Here is a 19,930-nt window from a genome sequence, read left to right on the forward strand (position 1 = left end):
CGAGGTCAAGCGCCGCGACGATGTTGGTGGGACGAATCGTCGTCCTCGTCGTCCTCGTCGTCCCCGTACAGCTCGGCGTACCGTGCGTACGGGTCGTCGTCTTCCTCATCGTCATCGTCCTCGAACGGTTCGCCATTCGGCGGCATGTTCGATGGCGATGCGCCCAGCTCTTCGGCCAGGCGTGAGAGATCCGTCCCGCCGCTGTTGTACTTCAGCTGGCGGGCGACCTTCGCTTGCTTGGCCTTGGCCCGGCCGCGCCCCATGGCTCGACCCCCTCAACGACGGGGCTCGCTGGCCCCAGGTTGACACGCGTTCATGATCCAGAACGGTCTCTCCTCGGAGAGCCCGTCGTAGGGCTCCCACGGTACCTGAGCCCACGCCCGTACGGTACGTCGCCCGTAGCACGCGCGTGTGCGCAGGGCCTGTGAGACGCCCCGTCCTCGCTGGTCAGTGGCGATTTTAACCACTTATCGGCGGCCGACCCGCCGGGAAGAGTGAGAGTTCTCTCTAACTTTCCACCCGGCGGTACCGACCAAACCCTCGGGACGCCTCCCTCGGCCCCGCTACCGGAACCTCACCATCCGCGCGTCCGGGCCGCCTCGTGCATCCGCTGCTCGGCGATCCGGTCCGCCGCCGCGGCCGGCGGAATCCCGTCCTCCTTCGCACGTGCGAAGATCGCGAGCGTGGTGTCGAAGATCTTCGACGCCTTCGCCTTGCAGCGCTCGAAGTCGAACCCGTGCAGTTCGTCGGCGACCTGGATGACCCCGCCGGCGTTCACCACGTAGTCCGGCGCGTAGAGGATGCCGCGGTCGGAGAGGTCCTTCTCGACCCCGGGGTGGGCCAGCTGGTTGTTGGCCGCGCCGCAGACGATCCGCGCGGTGAGCGCGGGGACCGACGTGTCGTTCAGCGCGCCGCCGAGCGCGCAGGGGGCGTAGATGTCGAGCCCCTCGGTGCTGATCAGCGCCTCGGTGTCGGCGGCGGCCGTCACGCCCTGCGGGTGCCGGTCGAGGACGCGGCGTACGGCGTCCTCACGGACGTCGGTGACGACGACCTCGGCGCCCTCGGCGCGCAGGTGCTCCACCAGGTGGTGGCCGACCTTGCCGACGCCGGCGACACCGACCCGGCGGCCGCGCAGCGAGGGGTCGCCCCAGGTGTGCTGGGCCGAGGCCCGCATGCCCTGGTAGACGCCGAAGGCGGTCAGTACGGAGGAGTCGCCCGCGCCGCCGTTCTCCGGTGAGCGGCCGGTCGTCCAGCGGCACTCACGGGCCACCACGTCCATGTCGGCGACGTAGGTGCCGACATCGCAGGCCGTCACGTACCGGCCCCCGAGAGAGGCCACGAAACGGCCGTAGGCGAGCAGGAGCTGTTCGGTCTTGATCGTGTCGGGGTTGCCGATGATCACGGCCTTCCCGCCGCCGTGGTCCAGACCGGCCAGGGCGTTCTTGTACGACATCCCGCGCGCGAGGTTCAGCGCGTCGGCGACGGCCTCCGCCTCGGTCGCGTAGGGGTAGAACCGGGTTCCGCCGAGCGCGGGGCCCAGCGCGGTGGAGTGGAGGGCGATGACGGCCTTGAGGCCGCTCTTGCGGTCCTGGCAGAGCACGACTTGCTCGTGACCCGTCTGCTCCGAGTGGAACAGGGTGTGCAGGACGCCGTTGTCTACGTCGGTCACGGTGGTGACTCCTGGGTAACTCGCGGCGATCGGGACGCAGGCGCCCCAGGGGTGGCGGGGGCCTGTGGGACGAGCGTAGAGCCTGCGCGGGCCGTCGAACGCGCACTCTTACGGATCACCTCCGTCCGGATGCCGGATGACCTCCTCCCGGAGTACACCCGTGCGACGATGCGCAGGCGTTTCCCGTGTCCCCGCGCGCGGGCCGATCAGGTTTCCCGGCCGGGTGGCGGGGGAGGGAGCAGGCGTGCCCAAGGTGTCGTCGGTGATCGTCCCCTATGCGTCCTACCTGCGCGTGTACGAGCCGCTGGCCGCCTTCCCCGAGCCCGAGCGCACCCACTGGACGCGCTACGCCCGCCGCCCCGACCGCCCCCTCCTACCAGGACGAGCTGCGCCGCTCGCTGGCCGACCTGCTGCCCACCCCGCCGGTGGCGGTGCCGGTGCACGAGAGCGGGGAGGCGTTCGTCGCCGAGATGGACGGGGTGCTGCACGTCTGCCCGTGGCGCACCCGGCTGCGCGGCTGGCAGGCCCTGTCCGAGCTGGGCGACGAACTGCCCCGTTCGGTTCTGGAGGTGGTGCTCCCGGAGGTCGTACGGGCCCAGGCGGCGAAGGACTACGAGCGCTGGCGCGAGCGCAATCCCGACGCGCGTCCCTGGATCCGCACGGCGACCTGGCAGGTGCCGCTGAACTGGTTCGTGCTCTTCTCCGACGAGGAGCGGGTGTACGAGAAGGGGACGGGGGAGTCCGCGCCCGTGCTGCGGTACCGCACGCCGATGGTGCAGGCCCGGCGGCGGACGGCCCGGGGGCTGCGCACGCTCAAGCAGTCCCTGGACGAGGGGCCGCTCATCGAGGGTCTGCTGGACGTGGGCCGCTGGCTGGAGGAGTTCCATCCGCGTTCGCTGGTGGAACTGGACTACGGCGGCCTGGTGCACACCCTTCCGGCCGGGCATCTGGAGGGCGACCACTCGGCGGCGGACGTCGCCGAGGGCATCGAGGCGCTGCGGGTGGGCGACGGGGCGGCGGCCGGCGAGGCGTACGGGCGGCTCGTCGAACGGTGGCGGGCGGTGCGGGACCGGCGTTCGGCCAATTAGGGGACCCCGTCGCACACCTGTCGGATCAGGCATGCTGTGATCTGACGATGTGACAGTAATGACAGCGCTTTCACAAAGTGACCTGCGTCACGGCCAAAAAGGGTCGAACAGCGTACGGTCAACCGCACTTCACGGAACTGACGGGACGTAGATCCCCGATCCGGGCTTATGACGCAAGGGTGACGGACCGCACGTACGCGGCCCTTGCGTAGCTTGCCCCTCCTCGTGCCAAAATAGGACAAGGAGTCCGGGGAGGGCTCCGTCCGCCTACTTATGCTCCACGGTGGGGGGAATCTCGGCATTGCACGCTTTGGGGGGTCTCGTGACTCCTGAGCGCCCCTGTGACTGATCGTCACAGGGGCGTGACTGTCCGCTATGGCATGGTCCATCGGCTTCCGTCGCCGATGAACACCTGGGGGGCAATTCCATCGGTTTGGCCGACGCGGCTGGACAGATGGTGTAGTTGTAGTGCCGAGGACAAGCCGTTCGTCCTATAACCGACTCGACTCGCGTCCGCCATTTCGGGCAACGCGGGTCAAGGTGCAGAATTTAGAGGAAAGAACCGAGAAGGTTCGGTTCTCCCGAGGAGGCCGCTCATGACCGCTCGCACCCCTGATGCTGAGCCGCTGCTGACCCCGGCTGAGGTCGCCACCATGTTCCGCGTGGACCCGAAGACGGTCACGCGGTGGGCGAAGGCCGGCAAGCTCACGTCGATCCGCACGCTCGGCGGACACCGCCGTTACCGCGAGGCCGAGGTCCGCGCCCTGCTGGCGGGTATCCCGCAGCAGCGCAGCGAGGCCTGAACAACTGAATAACCGGGCAACACGTCAGGTCCCCCAACCTGTGCGGACGCCCGAAACCTAGCTCCAAGCGACGTGGGTCCTGCCCCAACAGGCCCCTCGCCCATCGGGAACGTCGTCGATCGCGCTGGACTCCGCCGGGTCCAGCGCGATCTTTTTTGTGCGCTTGAGGCCGCCCGACGGTGCCTGCGCGGTCGGATGGGGTCGGTCTGTGAGCGAGCCTGTCGGAGTCTGGGGAGGCTGTGCGTGGGTTCCTGGAAACGCCTGACGCGGGGCTCCGGAGGTGTCCCGGGGGGTTCCTCCCCCGTGGTGCAATTGCACATATTAAATTGACCAGTTGTAGGAGACGGGTAAGAACGCCCGGTTCCAAAACTTATTCCGTGATGCCTGTCACATGCCAGTGGCCTTGTTGCGGTGCGTCCCGCTGCGCTAGTGGAGAGTCGGCAACTACCCCTGGCGGCAACGCCGTTGATCACGCGGTCGAGGAGGTCCCGTCCGCCGGGGTGTCCTCCAGTGCCTCCCCGGGGGCCTGGGCGCCCCCTGGAGCGCCGTCCAGGGCCAGCCGCAGCAGGCGGTGGCAGATCGGGCAGTGGCGGGTCAGATGCCCGTACGACGACGCGGCCGACAGATGCGCGCGGAGCAACGCCCGCGTCTCGTGCCTAGCCGATGCCGCCATACGCCACCTCCGGGAGGGCCGCACGGGAACGGGCCCTGAGTTCTGGGGTACCGAGCGAATGTGACGGCGTCAAGGGAGCCACCGGGTGGGCGGCCCGGGGGAGGGGGCAACCGGACACGGGGGAGCGCCCCGCACCGGGGGCCCCGCACCCGGCGACCGAGCGCACGAAGAGCCGTGTCCGAGGATCCGGGCTTTCCTGGTTGCGGTCCTGACGGGATTTGCTGTGCCCGATCGCGGCTCCGCCGCGGGCGCGGCCTCCGGGGGTTCGCCCTTCCGGGCCCGGGGGATGCGAGAAAGCCCGGATCCGAGGATCCGGGCTTTCCTGGTTGCGGTCCTGACGGGATTTGAACCCGCGGCCTCCACCTTGACAGGGTGGCGAGCACTCCAAACTGCTCCACAGGACCAGGCTTTGCGGCACTTCGCGCTGCGCTGTGCTGCGAGAAGGACTGTACAGGAGGGTGAGCCCGCTGGTCGAACTCACCCTCCGTGAGGGTCCCGTCACGGAGCGGCCGCGTCGATCGCCTTCACGATCCGCTTGTCCGAGACCGGGTACGCCGTGCCCAGCGCATGGGCGAAGTAGCTGACCCGGAGCTCCTCGATCATCCAGCGGATCTCCAGGACCGAGGACGGCACGGGCCGGCCCTGGGGCAGCTGCTCCAGGAGCCAGGCGAACTCGTCCTGCATCTCGTGGACCTTCTCCATGCGCGTGGTGTCCCGCTGGACCCCCGTCGGCATCTGCTGAAGCCGCCGGTCGGCGGCCACCAGGTAGCGCATGAGGTCGGGGAGCCTGCGCAGCCCCGCCCAGGTCACGAAGCCGGGCTTCACCAGGGCGTCCAACTGCTTGCGCACGTCCGTCAGGTTCGCGAGCAGCGCGGGGCTGCGCACGCTCTTCAGGCGCCGCTCACAGGCCTGCCAGGCGGCCAGCACCTGCTGCACCTGCCCGACGGTCCGCACGGTCGTGTCGACGATCTCCGCGCGCACCTTGTCGTACAGCTTCCGGTACGACTCCTCGTCCCACGCCGGTCCGCCGAAGTCGGCGATCAGCCGGTCCGCCGCCGCCATCGCGCAGTCGTCGAAAAGGGCCTGGATCGAACCGTGCGGATTGGCCGACAGAGCGAGCTTCTGAGCGTTCGTGAGCTTTTCGGAAGCGAACTTCGCAGGGTTGACCGGGATGTTGCGCAGAATGAGCCGCCGGGTGCCCTTCCACATGGCCTCCGCCTGCTCCGCCTCCGTGTCGAAGAGGCGTACGGAGACGGTGTCCCCGTCGTCGACCAGGGCCGGGTAGGCCTTCACCGGCTGGCCCGCGCGGCGGGTCTCGAACACCCGGGTCAGGGAGCCGATGGACCAGTCCGTCAGCCCCTCGCGCTCCAGCGACTCACCGCCCTGCCGTTCGGCGGTGGCGGCGGCCGCCTGGGAGATGGCCTGGCGCGCCTTCGGCTTCAGCCGCAGCTTCAGCGCCTCCAGGTCCTTGTCCTCGGCCAGCTTGCGCCGCCGCTCGTCGACGATCCGGAAGGTGATCCTCAGATGGTCGGGGAGCTTCGACCAGTCGAAGTCCTCCGCCTCGAAGGGGACGCCGACCATCCGCTTGAGATCACGGGCCATGGCGGTCGTGAGCGGCTCCTGGAGGGGGACCGCCTGGTCGAGGAAGCGCCGGGCGAAGTTCGGCGCCGGCACGTAGTTGCGGCGGACCGGCTTGGGCAGGGAGCGGATCAGCTCGGTGACGACCTCCGCCCGCAGGCCCGGAATCTGCCAGTCGAAACCGTCGTCCGTGACCTGGTTGAGGACCTGCAGTGGGATGTGGACCGTCACGCCGTCCGCGTCCGCGCCGGGTTCGAACTGGTACGTCACCCGGAACTTCAGCTGCCCCTGCCGCCAGGAGTCGGGATAGTCGGCCTTGGTGACCGCCTCCGCCGACTCACGGATGAGCATCTCCCGCTCGAAGTCCAGGAAGTCGGGCTGCTCGTGCCGCTTGCGTTTCCACCAGGAGTCGAAGTGGGCCCCACACACCACATGCTCGGGCACCCGCTGGTCGTAGAAGTCGAAGAGCGTCTCGTCGTCCACGACGATGTCCCGGCGCCGGGCCCGGTTCTCCAGCTCCTCGACCTCGCTGAGGAGTTTGCGGTTGTCGGCGAAGAACTTGTGGTGCGTCCGCCAGTCGCCCTCGACGAGCGCGTTGCGGAGGAAAAGCTCGCGGCTCGCCTCCGGGTCGATCCGGCCGTAGTTGACCTTCCGCTGGGCGATGATCGGTACGCCGTACAGCGTGACCTTCTCGAACGCCATCACGGCCGCCATGTCCTTCTCCCAGTGCGGCTCGCTGTACGTCCGCTTCAGGAGATGCCCGGCGAGCGGCTCGACCCACTCCGGTTCGATCTTCGCGTTGACCCGAGCCCAGAGCCGGGACGTCTCGACCAGTTCGGCCGACATCACGAACCGCGGCGTCTTCTTGAACAGCGCCGAGCCCGGGAAGATCGCGAACTTGGCGCTGCGCGCGCCCAGGTACTCGTTCTTCGCGCCGTCCTTCACGTCCTTCATGCCGACGTGCGAGAGCAGACCGGCGAGGAGGGACACATGGATGCTGTCCCCCGAGGCGTCCTGCTCGTTGAGCGGGAGGCCCATCTGCTTGGCGACCGTTCGCAGCTGCGTATAGATGTCCTGCCACTCACGGATGCGCAGGAAGTTCAGGTACTCCTGCTTGCACATCCGGCGGAAGGACGACGAGCCGCGCTCGCGCTGCTGCTCACGGACGTACCGCCACAGGTTGAGGTACGCCAGGAAATCGCTGGTCTCGTCCTTGAAGCGGGCGTGCTGCTGGTCGGCCTGGGTCTGTTTGTCGGCCGGGCGTTCGCGCGGGTCCTGGATGGACAGCGCGGCGGCTATCACCATGACCTCGCGGACGCAGCCGTTCTTCTCGGCCTCCAGGACCATCCGGGCCAGGCGCGGGTCGACGGGGAGCTGGGCCAGCTTGCGGCCGGTCTGCGTCAGCCGGTTGCGCGGGTCCTTCTGGGCCGGGTCGAGCGCGTTCAGCTCCTGGAGCAGCTGGACGCCGTCGCGGATGTTGCGGTGGTCCGGCGGGTCGATGAACGGGAACTTCTCGATGTCACCGAGGCCGGCCGCGGTCATCTGCAGGATGACGGAGGCGAGGTTCGTGCGGAGGATCTCGGCGTCCGTGAACTCCGGACGGGCGTTGAAGTCGTCCTCGCTGTAGAGGCGGATGCAGACGCCGTCGCTGGTGCGGCCGCAGCGGCCCTTGCGCTGGTTGGCGCTGGCCTGGCTGATCGGCTCGATCGGCAGGCGCTGCACCTTGGTGCGGTGGCTGTAGCGGCTGATCCGGGCGAAGCCGGGGTCGATGACGTACTTGATGCCGGGGACGGTGAGGGAGGTCTCGGCGACGTTGGTCGCCAGAACGATCCTGCGGCCGGTGTGCGGCTGGAAGACGCGGTGCTGCTCGGCGTGCGAGAGGCGGGCGTACAGCGGCAGCACCTCGGTGAACCGGTACTGCTTCTTCTCCAGCGCGTCCGCCGTGTCCCGGATCTCGCGCTCACCGGAGAGGAAGACGAGGATGTCGCCCCGGCCCTCGGCCTGGAGTTCCTCCACGGCGTCGCAGATCGCGGTGATCTGGTCCCGGTCGGCGTCCTCGGAGTCCTCCTCCAGGAGCGGCCGGTAGCGCACCTCGACCGGATACGTCCGTCCGCTGACCTCGATGATCGGGGCGTCGCCGAAGTGGCGGGAGAAGCGCTCGGGATCGATGGTCGCCGAGGTGATGACGACCTTCAGGTCGGGTCGGCGCGGCAGCAGCTGCGCCAGGTACCCCAGCAGGAAGTCGATGTTCAGGGACCGCTCGTGGGCCTCGTCGATGATGATCGTGTCGTAGGCCCGCAGCTCGCGGTCCGTCTGGATCTCGGCGAGCAGGATGCCGTCCGTCATCAGCTTCACGAAGGTGGCGTCCGGGTTCACCTGGTCGGTGAAGCGGACCTTCCAGCCGACGGCCTCGCCGAGCGGCGTCCGCAGCTCCTCGGCGACGCGCTCGGCGACGGTACGGGCCGCGATCCTCCTGGGCTGGGTGTGCCCGATCATCCCGCGCACCCCCCGCCCGAGCTCCAGGCAGATCTTCGGGATCTGGGTGGTCTTACCGGACCCGGTCTCACCGGCGACGATGACGACCTGGTGATCACGGATGGCGGCCGCGATGTCGTCCTTCTTCTGGCTGACCGGGAGCTGCTCGGGATACGTGACGGCCGGGACGCGGTCGCGCCTGAGGACCATCCGCTCCTCGACCCGGGCGACCTCGGCCTCGATCTCGGTGAGGACGGCGGCGCGGGCCTCCGGCTTGCGGATCTTGCGCGCGCCTTCGAGCCTGCGCCCGAGCCGGTGCGCGTCGCGCAGGGACAGCTCGGCCAGGCGGGGGGCGAGGGCGCCGAGGGCGGGGGCAGGGTGCGTAGACATACGCGGTCCAGGATCTCATCCCGGCCAAATACGTGGCGAACCTTTTTGGGCCCGCCTGCCGTACCCCCCGCTCCCGCCCCCGTCCTGCGGGCGTCACCGCACGTCGACGTAGTCCTCGGTCCCGCTGCCGACGAAGTGCTTGCTGTCCGGGTAGAGGAACACGGGCACCCAGGTGCCGTCCTTCTGGGCCTTGAAGCCCTTGCTGAAGGAACCGTTCGCCTTGGTGGTGACCGTGGACATCAGGTACCACGAGGTCGCGCCCTTGGGCCGGAAGAGGATCTGCACCTTCTTGCCGCCGTACGCCTTCCACGCGGTCGTACCGGGCTTCGCGTCCTGCAGCACGCCCGTGACGGTGATCGTGCGGCCCTTGCGGACCGGTTCGGGAGAGGCGTTCGCGCCCTTGACCCGGGTGAGGGAGCGGTTCTTGCGCAGGGGCTTGCTGGTGCCGCCCTTGATGTCCTTCGTGGTGGACCCGGCGTAGCGCAGCCGCCAGTACCCGTCGGCGTATCCGGGGATCCTGTCGACGATGAACTGTGAGCCGAAGCTGGTCTTCACGGTCTTCTTGGTGGTCCAGCCGGTGCTGCCGTTGGGCGAGTACTGGATGTCGACGGCCACCTGGCCGCTGAAGTAGTTCCCGACCACGTCGACGATGCCGGTGACCTCGAGCTCGGCGTACTCGTCCAGCCGGGCCGTGAACTCGGGGAAGCGCGTCGTCGAGGTGACGGCCACCTTCACGTCGACGTGCGCGGTGCGCTCGATCCACGCGTTGTACGGGTAGGGCGGGAAGCCCACCTCGTAGGTGGTGGTGCCGTACGCGTACGTGGACAGGGTGAAGCGGCCGTTCTCGTCCGTGGTCGCGTCGATCGCGTGCGAGGTGGAGCTGTCCTTGTAGTCCATCTCGACCGGGATGCCGGCCAGCGGCTTCCACTGGCCGCCGCTCTGGTACTCCAGGGTCCCGCTGACCTTGAGCGGGTCGTTGGCCGTGAGGTGGAAATCGGTCTTGTCGAGGACGAAGCGGGTGGGGGCGGCCTTGGGCGTGATGCTGCGGACGGGGCTGTACGCCCAGCCCGGCTCACCCTCGTACTGGGCGCGGGCCCAGCCGCCTTCCTGTATCTCCCTGGCGGCGGAGAAGTGCCCGTCGTCGTCCGTGACCGCCGTGGTCTCCAGGCGGCCGAGGTCGAGGTTCACGGTGGCGCCGGCGAAGGGCGAGGTCTCCCGGGTGCTCGGGTCGCGCATCACCATGGCGCCCGTGGCGGTGACGGTCTTGTTCTCGATGTCCGGCTCGGTCGGCGTGACCGTGAAGTCCGTGAACACGGGCTGCTTGCGGTAGCGCAGGGTGCCCGCGCCCTTCTGGACGGTGGTCTCGCCCGCCGCGTTCGTGGCCTCGACGTCGATCGTGTAGTCGCCGAGGGTGTCCAGGTGGACGGGCGGGGAGGACCAGACGCCCTCCCACTGGCTGACGTAGTACGTCTGCTTGAAGTCCGTGACCGTGGCGACCGGCGGTGCGGACTCGCTGCTGCCGACCGGGCGGAGAGCCACGGTGACCTTGTCGATCTCGCTGCCGTAGTTGAGCCGTACGTCGACGACCGACCAGTCGGCCTGGTCGCTGTACGCCTGGAGCACGTTCGGTCCCACGGCGTGCGCCGTGACGGGCAGGGCGAGTGTGGAGAACAGGACGGCGCCGGCCGTGACCAGCCCCCGTGTGATGCGTCTCAAGAACCCCCCTAGGTTCTCTGCGAGCTACATGAGCGACGAAAACCCCCTCCGGTGAGCCGGAGGGGGTTTTCGATCTGAGTGGCTGGGGCCGGGGTCGAACCGGCGACCTATCGCTTTTCAGGCGATCGCTCGTACCAACTGAGCTACCCAGCCACGAGGTTTCACGTGAAACCTCAGCGGTCCTGACGGGATTTGAACCCGCGGCCTCCACCTTGACAGGGTGGCGAGCACTCCAAACTGCTCCACAGGACCAAGCTGTTGTGTACGACAGTGTCGCACACGGTGTTGCGTGCCCCCAACGGGATTCGAACCCGTGCTACCGCCTTGAAAGGGCGGCGTCCTAGGCCGCTAGACGATGAGGGCTATCGGCCCGCCTGGGCGCTTCTCAGCGCGTCGGGGACGTGAGAAGCATATGGGATGGCGGGAGGGATCGCCAAAACGGTTTACGGGGAGGGGCTGGAAGGGGGCGTGGAGGAGGCCGGGGGCGGGGTCGGAGTGGGGGAGGCTCCGGGCTGGTTCTCCTTGGGGAGGTGGCGGCTCACCTCTGCCGTCGTCAGACCCAGGCCGCCCAGTCTGATCTCGTCCCAGGCCTGGAGGCGCTTGGTGCCGCGGTCGAAGTACAGGATCGACGCCTCGATGGGGTCGGGGTACTCGCCCTCGACGGCCCGCAGGCCGCTGCCGCCCGTCGAGCCCTCCACGCGCAGCCGGGTGCCGTTCTCCATGACCTCCGTCTGCTCGTGGTGGAGATGGCCGGAGAGGACCAGCGGGACCGTGCCGTCGGTGCGGCGGGCGGCGGAGGGCTCGTGGACGACGGCCACGTCGACCGGGGTGCCGGCCGCCGTCTCGCTGCGCAGTGCCTCCGCCAGGCGGTCCCCGGCCGCCTCCTCGGACGCCCCGGCGCCCGGCACCGAGGAGCGGTCGGGGGTGAACTGGGGATCGCCCATCCCCGCGAAGCGCAGCCCGGCGATGGTCTCGGCGCGGCCGTCGTCGAGGACGTGCACGTTCTTGATGCGGCCCAGGTAGCTCTGGGTGACGCGGGAGTCGTGGTTGCCGCGCACCCAGACGTACGGCGCGCCGAGGTCGGCGACGGGGTCGAGGAAGCCGTTCTCGGCGGACGTGCCGTGGTCCATGGTGTCGCCGGAGTCGACGATCACGTTGACCTTGTACTGCTCCACCAGCGAGGCGATGATCTTCCAGCTCGCGGGGTTGAGGTGGATGTCGGAGACGTGCAGGACGCGGACCGTGCTGGGGTCGGGCTGGTAGGCGGGAAGCGTCGAGGTGACGTCGTAGAGCTTGGTCACGTTCGTCACCAGCCGGGCCAGTTCCTGCTGGTAGACGTCGAACTCGGTGACGATGCTGCGCGCGTTGCCGACGAGCGAGGGCGCGGAGGAGAGCAGGCCGGAGAAGCGGGGTTCGAGGACCGACTTGGGGTTCCAGGTGGCGTACGCGGTGGCACCGGAGGCGGCGAGCAGGGCCAGGGCGAGGCCGCCGGCGGCGAGGGCGCGGCGCGGGCGCCGGTAGACGACGAGCCCGAGGGCGGTGGCCCCGGAGACGACGGCGACGCAGGACCGTACGGCGAGGTCGAGGGTGCCGTGCTGGACGTCGTGGGCGACCTCGTCCTGGAGGCCGGAGAGCCGCTCGGGGTGGTCGACGAGGGCCTGGGAGCGGGCGGGGTCGAGCTGGTCGACGTTCACGTCGAGGCGGACCGGGGCGGTGTGGCTGTCGAGGGAGAGAGCGCCCAGCGGGGAGACGTTGATCTTGGTGCCGCCGGTGAGGGAGGGGCGCAGGGTCATCGTCGTGTTCATGGGGCCGACCGGTACGCGCACGTTCCCGACGACCAGCAGCCCCAGCCAGGCACCCAGCAGGACGACCGCGACGAGACCGAGGACGCGGGACCAGGGGTGCGGGCGGGGCGCGAGGGCCAGGGCGGGGGCGGACGGGGCGGAGGGCGTACGGGGGACGCGGACACGGACGCGAGCCATTGGTGCCGTATGCCCGGGTGTGCGTCCGGGTATGCGGCAGGCCGGCGTCCGTCCGGCGTCCGTCCGGCGGTCGGGTCGGCCGTCGGGTCGGCGGTCCGCGCCGACCGGTTCTCCTCCCAGGAGGGTGGTGTACCCGACAATGGGCCTGTGCTGGAGATGACGCGCGAGGAGTTCGAGGAACTGGTCGCCGAGGCGCTGGACCGGATTCCGCCGGAGTTGACGCGGCTGATGGACAACGTCGCGGTGTTCGTCGAGGACGAGCCGCCGGCGGACGATCCCGAGCTGCTCGGGCTGTACGAGGGCACTCCGCTGACGGACCGCGGGGAGTGGTACGCGGGGGTGCTGCCGGACCGGATCACGATCTACCGGGGGCCGACGCTGCGGATGTGCGCGAGCCGGGAGGAGGTCGTCGCGGAGACCGAGGTGACGGTGGTGCACGAGATCGCCCACCACTTCGGCATCGACGACGCACGGCTGCACGCCCTCGGCTACGGCTGACGGCCGCGCCCGGCGCGCTTGGTGAACGGGGCGCGTGTCCTCCCGCGGGCGGCGGGAGTTGGTGAGGTGACTCATCTCGCGCCTGCACCGGAGGTGGCCCCGTGCGCCCCATGTACGTACCCGTTCGTCTGGCCGCCACCGTCCTGGCCGTGACCGCCGCCGCCGGCTGCATGAGCGTGGGGAACGACGCGGAGGGCCCGGTCAAGCCGTCGCACTCGGCGGGGCGGCACGGCGGCGCGGAGCCCGACGGCGGTCCGGCGGGGGTGGGTGGCGGCTACCTGGGCGCCGTCGGCGGGGACGGCAAGCACGGGCACGGCAAGCACCGGGGCAAGCACGGGGCGAGCGCCTCCGCCTCCGCGAGCGCCTCGCCGTCCGCCGGTGGAAGCGCGTCGGCGTCGGCGGGCCCGGTCAAGCCGGGGCGGACGGTGCAGCCCGGCGAGCCCGCGCCGACGAACGCGCAGCCGACGGCGCCCGGCTCGCCCGCCCCGGAGCCGCCGGCGCCCTCCCCCGAGCCGCCGTCCCCGGCACCGGACCCGACGGTCGCGGAACCCTCGTCCTCCGCGCACGAGGAGACCGGCGGCGGAACGGGCGCCCAGCTGCTCCAGCGGGAGCCGGCGCCGGAGGCGGGGGCACTGGTGTAGCCCCGGGCCGCGCCCTGGGCCGCACCCTGGGTCGCCGGGTGGCGTGACGAGGGTCTCCCCGGTGTTCGGGGGTCTTGATTTGCCTTCGGTGGGGCAGGGTGCGTATGGTGGTAGATCGTTTGATCCCATTTGCCCGGCGCCACCACAGAGCGCGCCGTGTGGCGCGTACTCTCCCTTGCCGTGGCGGACCGCATTGAGGCGGTCGTAATGCGAACACGGAGTTGACGGGCGCGTGCCGACGAGACTCCGGAAGGTTTCGCTTACGCATGTCCATTTCCAGTGCCGATCACGCTGTCCTGACCGAGGACACCCAGGCCGCCGAGGCCTCCCAGGCCATCGAGAACCAGGCCCTCGAGGCGCTCGAGAACCTCGGTGACGCCGACCTCGACGACGAGATCCTCGACATCGTCGAGGTGACCGACGAGATCGACGAGACCGACGCGGCCGACCAGGCCGACGAGACCCCCGAGATCACCTTCGCCGACCTGGGCCTGCCCGAGGGCGTCGTGCGCAAGCTCGCGCAGAACGGTGTGACGGTCCCCTTCCCGATCCAGGCCGCGACCATCCCGGACGCCCTGGTCGGCAAGGACATCCTCGGCCGCGGCCGCACCGGCTCCGGCAAGACCCTCTCCTTCGGTCTGCCGACCCTGGCCACGCTGGCCGGCGGTCACACCCAGAAGCACAAGCCGCGCGCCGTCATCCTCACCCCCACCCGTGAGCTGGCGATGCAGGTCGCCGACGCGCTCCAGCCGTACGGCGACGTCCTCGGCCTGAAGATGAAGGTCGTCTGCGGCGGCACGTCGATGGGCAACCAGATCTACGCCCTGGAGCGCGGGGTCGACATCCTCGTCGCCACCCCGGGCCGGCTGCGCGACATCATCAACCGCGGCGCCTGCTCCCTCGAGGACGTGCAGATCGCCGTCCTCGACGAGGCCGACCAGATGTCCGACCTGGGCTTCCTGCCCGAGGTGACGGAGCTGCTCGACCAGGTGCCGGCCGGCGGCCAGCGCATGCTCTTCTCCGCGACCATGGAGAACGAGATCAAGACCCTCGTCGACCGCTACCTGAACAAGCCGGTCTCGCACGAGGTCGACGCCGCCCAGGGCGCCGTCACGACCATGTCCCACCACATCCTGATCGTGAAGCCCAAGGACAAGGCGCCGGTCACCGCCGCGATCGCCTCCCGCAAGGGCCGCACCATCATCTTCGTCCGCACCCAGCTGGGCGCCGACCGCGTCGCCGAGCAGCTGCGCGAGGCGGGCGTGAAGGCGGACGCGCTGCACGGCGGCATGACGCAGGGCGCGCGGACCCGCACCCTCGCCGACTTCAAGGACGGCTACGTCAACGTCCTCGTCGCGACCGACGTCGCCGCCCGCGGCATCCACGTCGACGGCATCGACCTGGTCCTCAACGTCGACCCGGCCGGCGACCACAAGGACTACCTGCACCGGGCCGGCCGTACGGCGCGCGCCGGGCGCACGGGCACGGTCGTGTCCCTCTCCCTGCCGCACCAGCGCCGGCAGATCTTCCGGCTGATGGAGGACGCGGGCGTCGACGCCGCGCGCCACATCATCCAGGGCGGTGCCGCCTTCGACCCGGAGGTCGCCGAGATCACCGGCGCCCGTTCGATGACCGAGGTCCAGGCCGAGTCCGCGGGCAACGCCGCGCAGCAGGCCGAGCGCGAGGTCGCCCACCTCACCAAGCAGCTGGAGCGGGCGCAGCGCCGCGCGAGCGAGCTGCGCGAGGAGGCGGACCGCCTGGTCGCCCGGGTCGCCCGCGAGCGCGGCGAGGACCCCGAGGCGGCGGTGGCCGAGGCGCAGGAGCAGGCCGAGGCCGAGGTGCAGGCGGCGGTCGAGGCGGCCTCCGTCCCCGAGCAGCCGGTCGCGCGTGACATCGACCGGGCCGCGCGCGAGGAGCGCACGCCGTCCACGCCGTCGTACGAGCGCCGTGAGCGCCGTGACGACCGCGGTGGCCGTTCCTTCGAGCGCCGTGACGACCGTGGTGGCTTCCGCCGTGACGACCGCGACAACCGGGGTGGCGGCTTCAACCGTGACAACCGTGGTGGCGGCTTCAACCGCGACAACCGCGACAACCGGGACCGTGACGACCGGGGCGGCCGTTCCTTCGAGCGCCGTGACGACCGTGGTGGCTTCCGTCGTGACGACCGCGACAACCGGGGTGGCGGCTTCAACCGTGACAACCGTGGTGGCGGCTTCAACCGCGACAACCGCGACAACCGGGACCGTGACGACCGGGGTGGCCGTTCCTTCGAGCGCCGTGACGACCGTGGGGGCTTCCGCCGTGACGACCGCGACAACCGGGGTGGCGGCTTCAACCGCGACAACCGCGACAACCGGGACCGTGACGACCGCGGTGGCCGTTCCTTCGAGCGCCGCGACGACCGGGGCTTCGAGCGCCGTGACGACCGTGGCGGTTTCCGCCGCGACGACCGTGCCGGCCACCGTGGCAGCGACCGTCCGTTCAACCGCGACCGCCGCGACGACCGCCCGGGCTTCCGCTCCGGCGGCCACGACCGCCCGTTCGGCCGCCGTGACGACCACCGCGGTGACCACCGTGGCAGCGGCTCGTTCGGCCGCCGTGACGACAAGCCGCGCTGGAAGCGCAACGGCTGACGCAGCCCCGTAGCCGGCTGACCGAAGGGCCCGTACGACTCCCCGTCGTACGGGCCCTTCCGGCATCCCGGCTGGCGACCGCACTTTTCAGCCAAGTTGTGACGTGTGTCACGCCCTCCGTGCGGGCATTGCTGGGGGCATGACAGATGAAGGCACAGGCGGCGGCCTCTCGGACGAGGAGCGGCTGGCCCAGCTCGGTTACACGCAGGTTCTCGCCCGCCGCATGTCGGCGTTCTCCAACTACGCGGTCTCCTTCACGATCATCTCCGTCCTCTCCGGCTGTCTGACCCTCTACCTCTTCGGGATGAACACCGGCGGCCCCGCGGTGATCACCTGGGGCTGGGTGGCCGTGGGCCTCATGACCCTCTTCGTGGGTCTGTCGATGGCCGAGATCTGTTCGGCGTACCCCACCTCCGCGGGCCTGTACTTCTGGGCCCACCGCCTCGCCCCGCCGCGCACGGCCGCCGCGTGGGCGTGGTTCACGGGCTGGTTCAACGTGCTGGGCCAGGTCGCCGTGACGGCGGGCATCGACTTCGGCGCGGCGTCCTTCCTCGGGGCGTACCTCAACCTCCAGTTCGGCTTCGAGGTGACACCGGGGCGCACGGTCCTGCTGTTCGCCGGGATCCTCCTCCTGCACGGTCTGCTGAACACCTTCGGCGTGCGGATCGTCGCGCTGCTGAACAGCGTCAGCGTGTGGTGGCACGTGCTCGGCGTCGCGGTGATCGTCGGCGCCCTGGCCTTCGTACCGGACCACCACCGGTCCGCGTCCTTCGTGTTCGGCGAGTTCGTCAACAACACGGGCTGGGGCAGCGGTGTCTACGTGGTGCTGCTCGGCCTCCTGATGGCCCAGTACACCTTCACCGGCTACGACGCCTCGGCCCATATGACCGAGGAGACGCACGACGCCGCCACGGCCGGTCCCAAGGGCATCGTCCAGTCGATCTGGACCTCCTGGATCGCCGGCTTCGTCCTCCTGCTCGGCTTCACCTTCGCCATCCAGTCCTACGACGGCGCCCGCAACTCCCCGACCGGCGCACCGCCCGCCCAGATCCTCCTCGACGCGCTCGGCGCCACGGCGGGCAAGCTGCTGCTCCTGGTGGTGATCGGCGCCCAGCTCTTCTGCGGAATGGCCTCGGTGACCGCCAACAGCCGCATGATCTACGCCTTTTCGCGGGACGGCGCGCTGCCCTGGTCGCACGTCTGGCACACGGTCAGCCCGCGCACCCGGACCCCGGTGGCGGCGGTCTGGCTGGCGGCGGGCGGTGCGCTCGTCCTCGGCCTGCCGTACCTGATCAACGTCACGGCCTACGCGGCGGTCACCTCCATCGCGGTGATCGGCCTCTACATCGCCTACGTCATCCCGACGCTGCTGAGGGTCCGCAAGGGTGCGGCCTTCGAGCGGGGGCCCTGGCATCTGGGCCGCTGGTCGGAGGCGATCGGCGTGGTGTCGGTGGCGTGGGTCGTGGTGATCACCGTGCTGTTCATGCTGCCGCAGGTCTCCCCGGTCACCTGGGAGACCTTCAACTACGCCCCGGTCGCCGTCCTGGTCGTCCTCGGTTTCGCGGGCGGGTGGTGGCTGGCCTCGGCCCGCACCTGGTTCCTCAACCCCGACCACGAACGGACCGCCGCGCGCGAGGCGGCCCGGGCCGCAAAGACCCCCTGACCGGCCGATCCCCGCCGGTTCCCACCCCGCGGCGCGGCCGTGTCCCCGATACCCGATCGGAGACACGGCCGGGTCCGGCTATGCTCGGGGAGGCAACATCGCCTGGGCCCTTAGCTCAATTGGCAGAGCAGTGGACTTTTAATCCATTGGTTGTGGGTTCGAGTCCCACAGGGCCTACGGATGCAGGGGGAGGGAAACCCCTTCTGACCTGCTGTGCAGCGTCCATGTCGGCTTTGGTCGGCTCGGGCGCTGTGGCGTTTCCGGAGTTCTGCGTGAGCGGATGTTCGAGCAGAGCGGCGAGGCTAGCGTCGGCCGGTCTCCTCGGAGGGCTTGGTCGACTCAACCGTGTCCCTACCGAGGGGCCCGTTCTTTCATGCCCGCTTCCTGCACCGCACGGGCGTCCGAACCACCCTGGCCGCCGTTCGAACGCAATCCGATTGGCCACAACGCTCTTAGCGGCCGCCCACTTAGAGTGGTGGAGTGTCCTCAGGAAACCATGTGGTCGCGCGTAATGTGCGGCTTCTCAGAGAGCAGCGCGGTCTGTCGCTGGCCGAGTTGGCCCGGCAGGCCGGGCTCGCCAAGCAGACGTTGTCCAAACTGGAGAGGGGTGCGGGGAACCCCACCGTGGACACGTTGTTCTCCATCTCGACGGCGTTGGGTGTGCCGGTGACCAGGCTGGTGTCGGAGCGGGATCAGGTGATGACGGTCCAGCGGAGCGCTGACGGCGTCTGGGACGAGCACGACGGGTACGCCGCCCGGGCTCTCGACCACGTCTACGGCTCAGGTGTCATCGAGAACTACGTGGTGCACATCAAGGGCGGTGCGGGCCGGTCCGAGTCGCACCCGGTGGGCACGCTGGAGCATCTCTACGTCATCAGCGGCCGGGTGCGCGTCGGTCCTGTCGACAGCCCGGTGGAGTTGTCCGCCGGTGACTTCGTGCGCTACCCCGGCGACCGTGCCCACGTGTACGAGTCCCTGGAGGGAGAGAGCCTGGTGCACATCGTTGTCAGCGTGCCCCGTGCGCACCCCGGGACGTCGACCTCCCCGAGCACCCACGCGGGCGTCCCGCGCTGACCGGACCTCCGGTCAGGCTAAGGTCGCGGCCTGCCGGCCCTTGGTGAGCGTCGCCACGGCCCGCGTCGCCTCGTAGGCCACCCGGCGCAGCGCCGGAGCGAAGCGGGACGGGTCGAAGCGGTACTCGGCACCCGCGACGGAGAAGGCGGCTACCGGCCGGCCGGCGGGCCCCATGATCGGTACGGCGACGCAGGTGAGGCCGTAGGCGGCTTCCTGCCGATCGTACGCGATGCCGGTGCGGCGGATGTGGCCCAGTTCGGCGCGGAAGGTGGCGGGGTCGGTGACGGTGTACTCGGTGAGCTGCGGCAGCCCCGCGAGGACGGCGGCCTCCGCGGCGTCGTGGTCGAAGGCCAGCAGCGCCTTGCCGACGGCGGTGCAGTAGGCGGGCAGCCGGGCGCCGATGCGGGACGGGGAGCGGGCCGCGCGGTGGCCGTGGATCTTGTTGACGTACACGATGTCCGTGTCGTGCAGCACCGCGAGGTGCACCGTCTCCTGCGTCAGCACGTAGAGGTCCGCGAGGTGCGGCAGCAGCCGTTCCCGCAGATGCAGGGGGACCGGGCCGTACACCCGGTCGCCGATGTCGGAGATCCGGGCACCCAGCCGGTAGTCGCTCCCGACGCGCTCGACCATGTCGTTGCGCTGGAGAACGCCGAGCAGCCGGAAGGTCGTCGACTTGGTGAGGCCGCTGCATCGGGCCAGCTCACTCACGCCGAGTTCCCCTCCCTGGTCGGCGAGCGACTTGAGGAGGGCGAGCGCCTTGTCCACCGAGGTCCGCTGGTCGGACAGGGCTGCGGCGGCTGGGTGAGGGGGGGTGTCGGGGCGCTCGGCCAGGGGGGAGCGAAGCGTCATGGGGGGCTCCTGGAACGATGCAAAGAACACTATCGAAGTGGACGAACGTCCAACATAGAAGACGATTTCCTGGTTGTAAACGGCCGGACGGAACACCCATCCGGACATCTCGGTGTGCCGCATCCCGGCACACCGGCTGGGCGGGACGCCCCCGCTCCGCGTCTGCTGTAACCCCGCCGGATTCCCCCCACCCGTCCG

The 19,930-nt window shown here is 70.1% G+C and carries 13 protein-coding genes, 5 tRNA genes and 1 pseudogene; 8 read left to right on the forward strand and 11 right to left on the reverse strand.

Annotation, left to right across the window (positions count from 1 at the left end; translation table 11 throughout):
- Nucleotides 1–5: 5 nt before the first annotated feature.
- Both U5640_RS24170 and U5640_RS24175 read right to left on the reverse strand, forming a co-directional pair.
- Complete coding sequence (locus U5640_RS24170; protein ID WP_340377838.1) at nucleotides 6–263, reverse strand: DUF3073 domain-containing protein; 258 nt, start codon at nucleotides 261–263, stop codon at nucleotides 6–8.
- Between the two features lie 311 nt (nucleotides 264–574).
- A complete protein-coding gene (locus U5640_RS24175; RefSeq protein WP_340377839.1) occupies nucleotides 575–1,669 on the reverse strand; it encodes a Glu/Leu/Phe/Val dehydrogenase dimerization domain-containing protein in 1,095 nt (364 codons plus the stop codon).
- Nucleotides 1,670–1,913: 244 nt separating this feature from the next.
- On the opposite strand from U5640_RS24175, the pseudogene U5640_RS24180 reads away from it, so the two are divergent.
- Nucleotides 1,914–2,757 (forward strand): annotated as a pseudogene (locus U5640_RS24180) (hypothetical protein).
- Between the two features lie 596 nt (nucleotides 2,758–3,353).
- The gene (gene bldC, locus U5640_RS24185) at nucleotides 3,354–3,560 is read left to right on the forward strand and encodes a developmental transcriptional regulator BldC (RefSeq protein WP_003949541.1); all 207 of its coding nucleotides are present in this window, start codon (nucleotides 3,354–3,356) and stop codon (nucleotides 3,558–3,560) included.
- A gap of 469 nt (nucleotides 3,561–4,029) precedes the next feature.
- Here the strand turns inward: bldC and U5640_RS24190 are convergent, their stop codons facing one another.
- The 8 genes from U5640_RS24190 to U5640_RS24225 all read right to left on the reverse strand — a co-directional run bounded on the left by U5640_RS24190 (nucleotide 4,030) and on the right by U5640_RS24225 (nucleotide 12,374).
- Entirely contained in the window at nucleotides 4,030–4,233 is a 204-nt protein-coding gene (locus U5640_RS24190) for a DUF6274 family protein (RefSeq protein ID WP_340377840.1), read from the reverse strand.
- A 329-nt stretch (nucleotides 4,234–4,562) separates the two neighbouring features.
- Nucleotides 4,563–4,637 (reverse strand) — tRNA-Asp (locus U5640_RS24195).
- A gap of 94 nt (nucleotides 4,638–4,731) precedes the next feature.
- Nucleotides 4,732–8,676, reverse strand: a complete 3,945-nt coding sequence (gene hrpA / locus U5640_RS24200; protein ID WP_340377841.1) for an ATP-dependent RNA helicase HrpA — start codon at nucleotides 8,674–8,676, stop codon at nucleotides 4,732–4,734.
- A 93-nt stretch (nucleotides 8,677–8,769) separates the two neighbouring features.
- Nucleotides 8,770–10,392 (reverse strand): hypothetical protein, encoded by a 1,623-nt coding sequence (locus U5640_RS24205; RefSeq protein ID WP_340377842.1) that lies wholly within the window; start codon nucleotides 10,390–10,392, stop codon nucleotides 8,770–8,772.
- Nucleotides 10,393–10,471: 79 nt separating this feature from the next.
- Nucleotides 10,472–10,545: transfer RNA gene (locus U5640_RS24210), tRNA-Phe, on the reverse strand.
- Nucleotides 10,546–10,569: 24 nt separating this feature from the next.
- A tRNA-Asp gene (locus U5640_RS24215) sits at nucleotides 10,570–10,644 on the reverse strand.
- Between the two features lie 38 nt (nucleotides 10,645–10,682).
- Nucleotides 10,683–10,755 (reverse strand) — tRNA-Glu (locus U5640_RS24220).
- 80 nt (nucleotides 10,756–10,835) lie between these two features.
- The gene (locus U5640_RS24225) at nucleotides 10,836–12,374 is read right to left on the reverse strand and encodes a metallophosphoesterase (protein ID WP_340377843.1); all 1,539 of its coding nucleotides are present in this window, start codon (nucleotides 12,372–12,374) and stop codon (nucleotides 10,836–10,838) included.
- Nucleotides 12,375–12,521: 147 nt separating this feature from the next.
- Here U5640_RS24225 and U5640_RS24230 point away from each other — a divergent pair, with 147 nt between their 5' ends.
- The 6 genes from U5640_RS24230 to U5640_RS24255 all read left to right on the forward strand — a co-directional run bounded on the left by U5640_RS24230 (nucleotide 12,522) and on the right by U5640_RS24255 (nucleotide 18,883).
- The gene (locus tag U5640_RS24230; protein WP_109004752.1) at nucleotides 12,522–12,872 is read left to right on the forward strand and encodes a metallopeptidase family protein; all 351 of its coding nucleotides are present in this window, start codon (nucleotides 12,522–12,524) and stop codon (nucleotides 12,870–12,872) included.
- 101 nt (nucleotides 12,873–12,973) lie between these two features.
- Entirely contained in the window at nucleotides 12,974–13,513 is a 540-nt protein-coding gene (locus U5640_RS24235; protein WP_340377844.1) for a hypothetical protein, read from the forward strand.
- Nucleotides 13,514–13,779: 266 nt separating this feature from the next.
- The gene (locus tag U5640_RS24240; protein WP_340377845.1) at nucleotides 13,780–16,146 is read left to right on the forward strand and encodes a DEAD/DEAH box helicase; all 2,367 of its coding nucleotides are present in this window, start codon (nucleotides 13,780–13,782) and stop codon (nucleotides 16,144–16,146) included.
- Nucleotides 16,147–16,285: 139 nt separating this feature from the next.
- On the forward strand, nucleotides 16,286–17,809 hold the full coding sequence (locus U5640_RS24245) for an amino acid permease (protein WP_340377846.1): 1,524 nt from the start codon (nucleotides 16,286–16,288) through the stop codon (nucleotides 17,807–17,809).
- A gap of 104 nt (nucleotides 17,810–17,913) precedes the next feature.
- Nucleotides 17,914–17,986 (forward strand) — tRNA-Lys (locus tag U5640_RS24250).
- 303 nt (nucleotides 17,987–18,289) lie between these two features.
- Nucleotides 18,290–18,883 carry an XRE family transcriptional regulator gene (locus tag U5640_RS24255; protein WP_340377847.1) on the forward strand — a complete coding sequence of 198 codons (594 nt, stop codon included), beginning with the start codon at nucleotides 18,290–18,292 and terminating at the stop codon, nucleotides 18,881–18,883.
- A 12-nt stretch (nucleotides 18,884–18,895) separates the two neighbouring features.
- Here the strand turns inward: U5640_RS24255 and U5640_RS24260 are convergent, their stop codons facing one another.
- Nucleotides 18,896–19,732, reverse strand: coding sequence for an IclR family transcriptional regulator (locus U5640_RS24260; RefSeq protein WP_340377848.1), 837 nt, complete (start codon nucleotides 19,730–19,732; stop codon nucleotides 18,896–18,898).
- Nucleotides 19,733–19,930 lie beyond the last annotated feature (198 nt).

Origin of the sequence: Streptomyces sp. SS7, from assembly GCF_037993025.1 — a bacterium.
Lineage (GTDB): Bacteria > Actinomycetota > Actinomycetes > Streptomycetales > Streptomycetaceae > Streptomyces.